Genomic DNA, 923 nt, shown 5'->3' with positions numbered 1-923 from the left:
ATCACAGTCAGTTCTGCCCGCCGCAGATGCGCAACAGTGACGAGTATCGCCGCTTCTGGCACAAGCTGAATCAGGGTGAATTTATCTCCGGTCAGTTTGAGCGCGTGAACAAGCTGGGACGCACCGTGTGGCTGCGTGCCACTTATAACCCGGTGTTCAACGAAGCGGGCGAACTGTACAAAGTGGTGAAATTCGCCACCGATGTGACTGCACAGGTGGAGAAGAACCATCTGGAGCGCGAAGCGGCACAGCAGGCATATCAAACTGCACTGCAAACCAGCGAGAGCACACGCCTCGGGGCCACGGTGATTGAAAACAGTGTGCAAACCATCAATGAACTGGCGGGCGAATTGCACGGTATTTCCGGCGATATCAGCAACCTCAGCGAATCCTCCGACCGCATTGGTGCGATTGTCGAGAGCATTCGCCGCATTGCCGATCAGACTAATCTGCTGGCGCTCAACGCCGCGGTGGAAGCCGCACGTGCCGGTCAGCACGGTCGCAGTTTTGCCGTGGTGGCTAACGAGGTTCGCACGCTGGCGGCAAACATCAACCGCGCGACTACCGAGATCGAGAATATGGTGCAACATAATCACACTCTCGCCGAAAAAGCGTTAAAAGGCATCGAATCTAACCTGAAACGTGCCGATCATGGCGTCGTGTTAGCCAAAGAAGCGGGTGGCGTGATCTCTGAGATTCGCGGCAGCTCCAGCGAAGTGGTGCGCGCCATCAGCCATGTGGCTGAGGCCTTGAAAGAAGAGTAATTTTTCCTGCTTTCTCTTCTTCTATTGCACTGCTGTGACATAAAACTGTCATGGCAGTGCAGTAATCTAGGATAAATCCTAATCAATGCCAGAATAATTCTTATGCAGCTGCCTGATTTACGCGCAGGATTAAACTCCCTGTCGAGCCGTTCCCGTGCG

The 923-nt window shown here is 54.1% G+C and carries 1 protein-coding gene; it reads left to right on the top strand.

From position 1 onward, the window contains the following. A partial coding sequence (locus tag C1Y41_RS19675; protein ID WP_158249879.1) for a PAS domain-containing methyl-accepting chemotaxis protein occupies window positions 1–764 on the top strand: 764 nt, incomplete at its 5' end. Between the last annotated feature and the right edge of the window lie 159 nt (window positions 765–923).

Source organism: Pantoea sp. ICBG 1758 (assembly GCF_002928325.1).
Taxonomy (GTDB): domain Bacteria; phylum Pseudomonadota; class Gammaproteobacteria; order Enterobacterales; family Enterobacteriaceae; genus Pantoea; species Pantoea eucrina.
This window is presented reverse-complemented; position numbering and strand designations above follow the sequence as displayed.